The 10,000-nt window shown below is 32.2% G+C and carries 6 protein-coding genes and 3 tRNA genes; 4 read left to right on the top strand and 5 right to left on the bottom strand.

All coding sequences use genetic code 11. The features are described 5' to 3' along the window. Positions 1 to 114 precede the first annotated feature (114 nt). Positions 115 to 1,293 (bottom strand): acetyl-CoA C-acyltransferase, encoded by a 1,179-nt coding sequence (locus tag LDL23_RS11485; protein ID WP_291265828.1) that lies wholly within the window; start codon positions 1,291 to 1,293, stop codon positions 115 to 117. A gap of 364 nt (positions 1,294 to 1,657) precedes the next feature. Between LDL23_RS11485 and LDL23_RS11480 the strand changes: the two genes are divergently transcribed. The 4 genes from LDL23_RS11480 (at position 1,658) to LDL23_RS11465 (ending at position 3,217) form a co-directional block, all read left to right on the top strand. Continuing rightward, positions 1,658 to 1,741: transfer RNA gene (locus LDL23_RS11480), tRNA-Ser, on the top strand. A gap of 17 nt (positions 1,742 to 1,758) precedes the next feature. After that, positions 1,759 to 1,833, top strand: a tRNA-Pro gene (locus tag LDL23_RS11475). Positions 1,834 to 1,846: 13 nt separating this feature from the next. Beyond that, positions 1,847 to 1,920: transfer RNA gene (locus tag LDL23_RS11470), tRNA-Arg, on the top strand. Positions 1,921 to 2,017: 97 nt separating this feature from the next. Next, positions 2,018 to 3,217: a site-specific integrase gene (locus LDL23_RS11465; protein ID WP_291265827.1), complete on the top strand. Its 1,200-nt coding sequence runs from the start codon at positions 2,018 to 2,020 to the stop codon at positions 3,215 to 3,217. Positions 3,218 to 3,232: 15 nt separating this feature from the next. Here the strand turns inward: LDL23_RS11465 and LDL23_RS11460 are convergent, their stop codons facing one another. The 4 genes from LDL23_RS11460 to LDL23_RS11445 form a co-directional block, all read right to left on the bottom strand. Beyond that, positions 3,233 to 5,134, bottom strand: coding sequence for a hypothetical protein (locus LDL23_RS11460; RefSeq protein ID WP_291265826.1), 1,902 nt, complete (start codon positions 5,132 to 5,134; stop codon positions 3,233 to 3,235). Next, positions 5,112 to 7,307: a hypothetical protein gene (locus tag LDL23_RS11455; RefSeq protein ID WP_291265825.1), complete on the bottom strand. Its 2,196-nt coding sequence runs from the start codon at positions 7,305 to 7,307 to the stop codon at positions 5,112 to 5,114. Before LDL23_RS11455 ends, LDL23_RS11460 begins: the two co-directional genes overlap by 23 nt. A 2-nt stretch (positions 7,308 to 7,309) precedes the next feature. Next, the gene (locus LDL23_RS11450; protein WP_291265824.1) at positions 7,310 to 7,714 is read right to left on the bottom strand and encodes a hypothetical protein; all 405 of its coding nucleotides are present in this window, start codon (positions 7,712 to 7,714) and stop codon (positions 7,310 to 7,312) included. A 1-nt stretch (position 7,715) separates the two neighbouring features. After that, positions 7,716 to 10,000, bottom strand: a 2,285-nt coding sequence (locus LDL23_RS11445; protein WP_291265823.1) for a hypothetical protein, incomplete at its 5' end; no start/stop codon positions are given.

Raw genomic sequence — 10,000 nt, 5'->3', positions numbered from 1 at the left:
CTATGGCTAAATTACAAATTCCAAACATGTTGGTTCAAAATAAGAAATGATGAATTAAGAATTTAATTACAAATGTAACTAAAATTCAAAATTCACCATTAATAAAATTATAAATTATGCTCTTTCAATAACAATTGCCGAAGCACCACCACCACCATTACAGATAGCAGCTGCACCAATTTTAGCATTGTTTTGGTTTAAAACATTGATTAACGTAACGATAATTCTAGCTCCAGAACATCCAAGTGGGTGACCTAAAGAAACAGCTCCACCGTTTACATTGATTTTATCATTGTCTAATCCTAATATTTGTGCATTAGCTAATCCAACTACAGCGAAAGCTTCATTAAATTCGAAGAAATCAACATCAGTAACTGTTAAACCAGCTTTGTCTAATGCTTTTGGTAATGCTTTTGCAGGTGCAGTTGTAAACCATTTTGGTTCTTGAGCCGCATCAGCGTATGATTTAATATAAGCTAAAGGAGTTAATCCTAAAGATTGTGCTTTTTCTTCGCTCATTAATACTAAAGCCGCAGCTCCGTCATTAATAGTTGAAGCGTTAGCAGCTGTAACCGTTCCTTCTTTTGTGAAAACCGCAGCTAATGAAGGAATTTTATCTAATTTCACATTAGTGAATTCTTCGTCTTTAGTAACTACGATAGCGTCACCTCTTCTTTGAGGAACTTCTACCGGAACAATTTCTGCATCAAACTTACCAGCTTCCCACGCAGCTGCAGAACGCTCATACGATTGAATTGCGAAGTTATCTTGCGCTTCTCTTGTAATGTTGTATTCAGTTGCACATAAGTCAGCACAAACACCCATAGCATTGTTATCGTATGCGTCAGTTAAACCGTCTTTTTGCATTCCGTCTACTAATGAAGTTGGTCCGAATTTCACGCCATTTCTTAAATGAACGTAATGAGGAATCAAACTCATGTTTTCCATACCACCAGCAACAACGATTTCAGCATCGCCAGCCATGATAGCTTGAGCACCTTGCATAACGGCTTTCATACCACTAGCACAAACTTTATTTACAGTAGTACAAGCAACACTTTCAGATAAACCAGCATATAAAGCGGCTTGTCTTGCAGGTGCTTGGCCGTTTCCAGCTTGAACTACGTTACCCATTAAAACTTCGTCAACTAATTTAGGGTCTAAATTGATTTTATTTAAAGCGCCTTTGATGGCAGCAGCACCTAATTTTGTAGCAGGTACACTAGATAAAGCTCCCATGAAACTTCCAATTGGAGTTCTTACGGCAGAAACGATAACTACTTTTTTATTCATATATTTAAATTTTATTTATTAGCGGTAATATATGTTATCGCCTTTCTATTTAAAGGTGTTTGCTTAGGCAAACTTTTAGTTAGTGGCGATTTCATGATAGAAAGGTTTTTTATTTGAATTGCGAATTTACTATTTTTATTCGAATTGAGGCAAGGTTTTTGTTGATATTCTAAGTTGAAATCTAATTTTATTTTGATATTACTAATTTGATTTCATTTTTATTAAAAAGCTATTGTATTGATTGTAAGCGTTTTTTTAGAAATTAGAAAAATATATTGAAAAAAACTCCCGAAAATGTTGTATAATTAAGAATGAAAATATACATTTGCAACCGCAAAAAAGATAAGTTCTTACAACAATAATAGGAGAGGTGCCGGAGTGGTAACGGAGCAGATTGCTAATCTGTCGACGGGTAACCGTCGCCAGGGTTCGAGTCCCTGTCTCTCCGCTTTTTTGTTTTTTTTGCGGGGTGTAGCGTAGCCCGGTTATCGCGCCTGCTTTGGGAGCAGGAGGCCGCAGGTTCGAATCCTGCCACCCCGACGATAATAAAATAGGTTGCGTAGCTCAGCTGGATAGAGCAACTCACTTCTAATGAGTAGGTCCCAGGTTCGAATCCTGGCGCGATCACAATGCGATGTTTCGCAGTAGTCAAAGTAAGTACACAAACACGAGGGAAGCCTTATGTAGTGTACTTTTTTTGTTTAAATTAATTTTTACTTTGACTATGTTCTTAGCCCAAAACGAACGCATTTTTGACACACTGATTGACACAGCAAATTTTTATGTGTCAGTGAATAATTATTTTACGATTAGAAAATTCGGAGAAGAGTGCACAGTTTACCTGTTCATTTCTGGAAACAAACAGCGAGAGCGTATTTCAACAGAAATAAAAGCTCCAACTATTTTATGGGATGAAAAAAAGGCAAGGTTTAAAGAAGTCAATCAAAAAATGATTGATTATAATTTAATCCTTGGCCAATTAGAAGGAAAAATTGAAAGCATAAAAGTCAACTACCGTTTAACTGAAAGAATATTAACGCCTGCAATTTTAAAAAAAGAATTAAAGAGTGGCTTAACTCGAATAAGCTTCTTAGCATATTTCAAAGAAGCACTTAAAGCAGAGCGTAGTTTCTTAGAGCCGGGAAGTTATAAACGTCATAATTCTGTATATGCAAAACTCTGTAAGTATAAAGAAGACATTTCTTTTCAAGATATTGATTTGCAATTTTTCAAAGAGTTTAAAATATGGTGTGTTAAAAGAGGAAATGCACACACAACAATTGCATCAAATATTGCATCAATTAAAAAATTCCTGAAGCTTGCAAAAAAAGATGGAATAAAATTAAAATTTGAGTTGGAAGATGTTGTAGCAGGTTCTTCTCGTGGAAATAGAACACCACTTAAATTGCATGATTTAAAAAGGCTAATCAAATATTATAAATCTGAATTCATAACAGAAAATGAAAAACTAACATTAGGTTATTTTTTATTTGCTTGTCTTAGCGGTCTTCGTGTTTCTGATGTACTAAAACTACATAGAAAAGACATGTATGATAATTATATAACATTCGTTTCGAAAAAAGGAAAAAAGGACCAATTGGTAACCTTAATAAATCAAGCGGAAGATATTATTAATTACGAACCTAAACTCTTCCAGAAAAAAATTGCAGAACAGACGATGAATAAGCTATTGAAAAAAATAGCTTTACAATTAGGTATTAAAATTAAAGTTACTTTTCACACCTCTAGACATACATTTGCTACTCTATACTTAATTTCCGGAGGAACCATACAAAATCTAATGTTACTTCTTGGTCATAAAAAAATTGAGACAACAATGATATACGCCCATATCGTTGCTGTTGATGCTAATAACGATATGTTTAGATTAGATGATTTATTTAAAGAAGAAAGCGGACAGTAATTGTCCGCTTTTTTTTTATATCTCTGCTTCAGTTTCAATTTCTACTTCAAAAATCTCTGGTTCTATTTCGGTTTTGGAAATCGATTTTATTAAGTGAATGTTTGAATAACAGCTTAATTTATCTTTTACATTCAATCCTAAAATTTCAAAGCTATCCGCTAAAAAACTCCACTGAAAATTTTGTGCATTTATTCTTCTCTCAATGAACTTTCTCCAAAAGTTTTCGTGGACACTTGGTAAAAGTAATTCATTCGGGTCCTTAGCTAAATTCAATCCCGAAGTTAACCCATCGTAGATTACTAACTGAACTTTGTCATTTGATTCTTCAAACGCATGAGCAGTTTGAACTCCATTTCTAAAAGCTAACGGTAATGGATATCCATTGATTTGAATTTCTGTTGTTTTTTCGTTGGTTACAAAGGAAGAATTAGAAATAGTATCAAATGAATGGTACACCGGAACAAACGAATATTCTTTAGAATTTACTTCTTGAAATTTCAATACATAAGAGTTTCCTTTTTGAAGTTTGCGCAATGGTTCCATTACTTCAAATAAATTGAATTCTTTTAACCTTGCTAAATCAATATCTTCTTGGACAAAGTTTAGATATGCTGTTGAATTGTCATAATCTAAATTCAAATTGAACCAATTTTTTAAAGCAGTTATCAAATCACCAAATGTAAGGTCTGGAACCGCTCGTGTTAAATCAATTTGATTCGGGTTTAACACCGTTGGTATTGCCTCTCCTGATGTATCATGTAATCGAATAGGATTTATATTAATATCAAAAATAACTTTGTCAGATGTAGGATATTGTTCACTTTCAATTGTGATTTCATTTGGCAATAAATCACTAAGGGTTTCAAAAACGATATCTACATTTACAGTTCTTTTTATACCATTAATGCGTAAAAAGACATCACTTGAAGCATTATAATAAAAAGAACCAATAATAGTATTTCTATATTTAACCGTGAAATATGCTCGTTTAAATACCATAGAAAATAGTGTTATTTTTCCAATAATTCTGTATTTCCCCGGAGCAGCAATGGTTGTAACACTTGTATATTTTGAAATCCTTTGATTTGGATTAGTAACAATTTGAGGTTGTTGCCATGAAAAAGCTGGAGGAATAGTAAAGGTTCCGGTTATTTGTTCAGATCTTACAATACCATCTTCAGACATTTTCATTATAGTATAACTTTCTTGCTCAAAAGTTGTAAAGTAATTTGCGTCTGAATACAGGCAAATCTTTTTTATCAATGGATGATTTACAAATGAACCATCCAAATTATAACCTCCATCTTCAAACCCTTTATTTAAAACATGAAGCAAATATGGAAGCGGTTGCATGATATTTTTGTTATAAGTAATATCTTCAACAGTGTCTACATAGTTTTCTAAGAAAGCCCCTTCTTTAAAATTGTTCAATATTTTTTCAAAAGCAAACCAAATATCGTCATCAGTATCAATTTTATCTGTATGAATTTGAGGAAAATTATAATTTACAGCTGGATAAGTTTGCGAAATTATTCCTGCTGCATGAGAGTAGATATTAGCTACCTCAAATTTATCTAATGGCAATTCCGACAATTTTTTGTTCCAACTTGGAAATTCTTCAAACCCCCACGAAATTGTTATCTGCATTTTTTTTCCTTGAATTTCTTCAACTTCTAAAACCGCAGGTGATAAAACATCATTGTGAACATACGTTACATCAATTAATGTTAATGGATTTGAAGAATTGTAAAAGGATATAAATCCAAAAGCGATATCCAAATCATCCTCCAAATCAATTTCAATTGGATATGAATATTTTGTAGAAAACTTATCGGAGAAAATTGGATTCTCCGATATGTCTGTTATTTTTTTTGTAGATAAATCTAGCTCAAAATTAGAATGAATTATTTTCCTCATGACGTTTTTTGTTGATTGTAAATTCTAAATCAAAAGATATAAGCTCACGGTCGATATCATCGTAAACTATAGATTTGGTTTCGTTTACCATTTCAACCAAATTGTTTTCATCAATATAAACCCAAAGTCTTTTTGATGCCAAAATGCTCATAATAATTTCGCGGTCTGACTTTGGAATGAATCCTGAATTCAAACTAATCTTTTGAGTATTTTTTGAATCTACAGATTTTATGTAATCAATTAAATTTCTTTTTTGATTTGAATTTTGGTAAGTAAAATCAGGCTTAACCAAATGCTTTCCTGTGAATTCATAAGTTTGCACTAATTTAAATTCATCTTCCCAAAGTATCATATTTGTATATTCCGATTCAGGAAATACCAAATATTTTTTACTGATAAAGTCGGTTGCATTTACAAAAACTTTGAATTCAATTACATCACCTAGAACTGGCTCTATTGATTCAAAATCCATTACATACAAATAACTAGGAGTTAGAGAAGTTATTTGAAATTGTTCAATTGAAACACCATTTCTCAAAATTTCACAATCATATATTTGTCCTGGATCTAAAAGCAAATTAACAAAATCAAATTTAGCATTTGCAATTCGTTTTGTTCCTTCAGATATTTCTAGGAAAGCAGTGTTTCCATTTTTAATTTTTGGTGTAACACCTGCAAGAAACTTAATCGTTGTCAACGTAGTATTTCTAACTACCTCGTGAGCTGGATAAGTCTTTTCGGTAATTTCTAGATTTACATTAGCTGCATTATACAAATTTGAATTTTCAAATAAGGGATCTACCAATCGAGAAATCATTTTATCAATTCGTAATCCTATATTTTCACGCTGACGCTTATTGTATAGCGGAACTTTAAAAGGAATAACATAATTTTTTGAAAGTCCTGTTTGAAAATGCCAATCAAATATTTCAACATTCATTTTGATATCAAAATAAGTGTCATTTGTTTGGGTATAGAATTCAAAAAATAATGGATCCTTTGTGAAATTAAATAGAGTAGTAGAATAGGGCGATGAAACAAATTCATGCAACACATAAGTTACAGGAATTTGAATTGTAACTGGTGAACCACCTACAATTGAAGTTAACTCAATATTTCCTGCATAAGTTCCTCCTGACAAGTTTGCATGTGAAATTGGAACTACATTCAAATTTGCATAATTACCAGGACTATTCTCTTGAGATGGAGTAACCAATAACCAAGATGGATGACTGATTGAATATGCATTTTGCGCAAATACAAACACATCAATTGCAAGCGGTTCCGTTCCCCCTTTGGTAGCTTCAAAATTTAAAGGACTAGGATTTACAAGAAAATCACCAGGAGTTAAAACGTTTAGAATAAAATTAATACTTCCAACTAAAGTTGATGTTCCGGCTAATACCATAAGAGCTCTATTATAGTTTGGATTAACAAGAGCTTGTGGCGTATCAAAATAATCACCGATTTTTAATTTTATTACTTTTTCACCCGAACCACTAGCATTATATTGAACCCCTGCTGCAGAAGTTGAAGTCCCAATTGTAACACTTGGGTCGGAACTCTCTAAAATGAAATCAGCAGGAGTAATGACAGTCCATTGTGGACCATTCATTGTAATTGTTTTCTCTGGTCGTGGAGTTCCTTGATAGTGATTTAGAATAAAATCATCTTCACTCCATGTGGTTTGTTCATTTTCATAAACACTCAATCTTACAACATGAAAATAGCTTGAAATTTCATTCCAAATATTTGAAGGTGTTTTTCCTTCTATTGTGTAAACTACTCTAGCTTCATGAGTTCCTATATTAACTAATGCAAGATTTTGAATTGATAGTCCTAAAAAATCAACCATACCTGAGCTAGTAATAGGGATAGTTTGTGGTGCTCCTGTAATTAAAGAAGGAAATAATGAACCATTTGCTACTAACCAATCTGTGGTTGATGTAGTGCCAAAATAAATTTTCATTACTTTCAATCTAAATTGTGTATATCCAGAAGCTTCAGGAGTACCAATTATATCTTTAATTTTTACATTACAAAACGCTGGATAAATTGCATTGTAAACAGTTTGAACATAAATAAAAGTATTTGGAGATGGAGATTCCCAATTTTGAAAAGCTTGTGTAGATGGTGTATCTACAAAAGAAGGTGTGTTTACAGGTATTGACATAATTATATAAGTATTGGTGGAATTTTATCTAAAGCATGTATGAAAATGTCTGAATCCTCATAGTTAATGGCATCCATACCTGTTTTTTCATACCAAATTTCAATTTTTACAAATTCAAAATCTAATAAGATTCTTTCTTTGAATTTCATACAAATTTTTGGTTCTAGAATTTTGCTTATTTCTAACAGCAAAAAATTGTAAACGTCTAAATCGACACAAAAGAAAACAACATTTGAAGCAGTTGGTAAAACTTCTGCTTCTTGCAAAATGGCTGAACAATGACCAGAAAGAACAATTTTTTCCTTTACAAAATCAAAAGTGAATTTTTCATCTAAATAATAGAACAATCTATCAGCAAAGATATTTATTCTATTGTCTGCAAATATTTGAGTGGTGATGTAGTTCATACTATTTACGGTTTTTTTCTCTTAATGATTTGAATTTTTCCATTTCTTCAACAAATTTTTTCATGTCTCTATAGTCTTTTGAAAAATAAGCTATGATTCCAGACTCTTTTAAGTCCTTCATAATTGAAGTGTTTTCTGCAACTACAGCTAACATCATCTTAATTAATTCTGAATCGGAACCTACCGGAGCAGAACCAGAACCAACAGAATTACCTGTATAAAAAACATCGTCCTTATAATATCCATTTTCAAAACCTTTTATTCCACGAAGCTCTCTAAATAATGCACTTTTTGTTTCTGGTGATATTTGTGCAAAGGCTCTTTTATCAATTACAAGTTCTGGCATATCTCCTGGACCTTCACCAACTAATATTCTTGGTTTAGAATAAAGACCGGTTTCCATTTTTGAAGTACCAGAACTTTTAAATATTTTACCGTCTTGCTCTCGCTTAACGTAGTCAGGATACAAACCTTCTTCAAAACCTTTAGCTGGTAATGGTGTTTTTAAAATTGTACCCAATTGTAAAGCTCCCATAGCTGTAACCATTCCTGTAAGTATTCCAGCAGTAGCACCAAAATCAAACTTTGGAACTTGCGCCCAAATACTCATAATAGCTTGAGCAGTAGAAGTAATTACATTTGCAATCGACATTATTCTTTGACGCTTAGCTTGTTTGTATTCTACTTCTGCTTTTTTACGGTCTAATTCCTGGTCTAACTCTTCAACCTTACGTTTGTATTGAACTTGATTAATCTGACCTGAATCTAATTGTCTTTTTAATGCACGCTTTCTTGCATCCTGACCTCTTTCATATTTTTTAAGGGAGGCGTTTTCTGAAGCGGTCATATATTGATCTACCTGAGAAAATATTTGACCTGCAGCTTGAATTGCAAAAGCCATGGTTTGAAAACCAACCGTACCATTATTTATATTTTGGAAAAACTTATCCCATTGGTCTTGAGTAAAGCCAAGAACATCAGTTTCTCCACCTATTCCTAAATCTAATTCCTTTTTAGAGTTTTCTTCTACATCTCCGTTTTTCGCAGATTTTAATTTTGCTATTGCATTTTGAATTGCTTCAATTTGAATTCTTAATTTTTCCTCATCTTCAGGTGATAAAAGACTAAAATCAATTCCTTCAAAATTAACATCATCAATCATTTTGTTCAAAAGATTGATTTGTTCTTTCAGCATTGCTTCCTCCATCTGAAGCTCACGCTCTTGGAATTCTTTTTTGCGCTTTTCTTTTTCCTCTTCAGATAAAGAAAGCGATGCCATTTCTTCTAAAAAGGCAGTTTCTCTTAGTTGTTTTTCGCGCTCATATTTTTCTTTTAGCTTATCAACTTCTTGCATTCCTCCTTTTTCTTGAATGGTAGCCATTCTAAGTAGGTGCATTTTTTGCTCATGTTCAACTTGAGTTCCAATATATTTCTGTTGCTCAACCACATATTCACGTTGTTTTTTTAACGATGTAGCTTTTTTAGTGTCGCCTGCTTTTTCTGCCTCTACAATTTCCTTATCTAATTTTGATTGCAAAGCCAATAAATCATTAATATTTTCTTCAAAACCGTGAAGCTTATCAGCATGTCTAAGATTTTCTAAAAGAGCTTCTTTTAAATAACCATCTTTTAGCATTTTAATACGCTCTTCTTCATTTTTCATTTGAAGTTCGTATAGTTCTTTTTGACGACGTTTTTCATCGTCTAAATAACTGTCATCGTATTTTTTTTCTTTCTTTTTATCATCATCACCTGTAGGAGTAACACCACCACCTCCAGTTGTGATTGTTTCTTCAGTTACTACAGTTTTATCTTTAAAGTTTTTCTCTAGTTCAGCTTCATATAGAGCTAATTCAGCATCTATATCTGCTAACTCTTGTTCTTTAATTTTTAAACCTGAAGCTCCAATATATTTTTCAACTAAAGCACGGAATTTTTCTCTGTTAACCGTAATTTCTCCAGTTTTTGGATTGACTTTTTTGTCAATATAACTACCAAATGTTTCTAAGACATATTTATTGACTTCATCTCTATTAGCAAATTCTTTACTAGATTGACCAAAAAATGAACCTATCTTTTCTCCTGTAGTTTCAAAATCTTTTGATGTTTTATTTTCAACCTCAATTCTTTTAGATACTAATTCATCATATTTTGCCTGAACAGCTTTTGCTCTAGCATTTTTATAAAGTGATTCGGTATATGAGTCAATTGCTTTTTTAGCTTCAAAAGTTTTAATATTTTCAATATTAAGATTACCTAAATACTCAGGAGAAATTTCATTTAATC

It is taken from the genome of Flavobacterium sp., assembly GCF_020217025.1.
Classification (GTDB): Bacteria; Bacteroidota; Bacteroidia; order Flavobacteriales; family Flavobacteriaceae; genus Flavobacterium.
Note: the sequence above shows the minus strand (reverse complement) of the source record. Positions and strands in the feature narration are given on the sequence as shown.

Excerpts from the sequence above, each read along its gene's own strand:
- LDL23_RS11485 (WP_291265828.1), bottom strand. The coding sequence starts at position 1,293 with ATGAATAAAAAAGTAGTTATCGTTTCTGCCGTAAGAACTCCAATTGGA.
- LDL23_RS11465 (WP_291265827.1), top strand. The coding sequence starts at position 2,018 with ATGTTCTTAGCCCAAAACGAACGCATTTTTGACACACTGATTGACACA.
- LDL23_RS11460 (WP_291265826.1), bottom strand. The coding sequence starts at position 5,134 with ATGAGGAAAATAATTCATTCTAATTTTGAGCTAGATTTATCTACAAAA.
- LDL23_RS11455 (WP_291265825.1), bottom strand. The coding sequence starts at position 7,307 with ATGTCAATACCTGTAAACACACCTTCTTTTGTAGATACACCATCTACA.
- LDL23_RS11450 (WP_291265824.1), bottom strand. The coding sequence starts at position 7,714 with ATGAACTACATCACCACTCAAATATTTGCAGACAATAGAATAAATATC.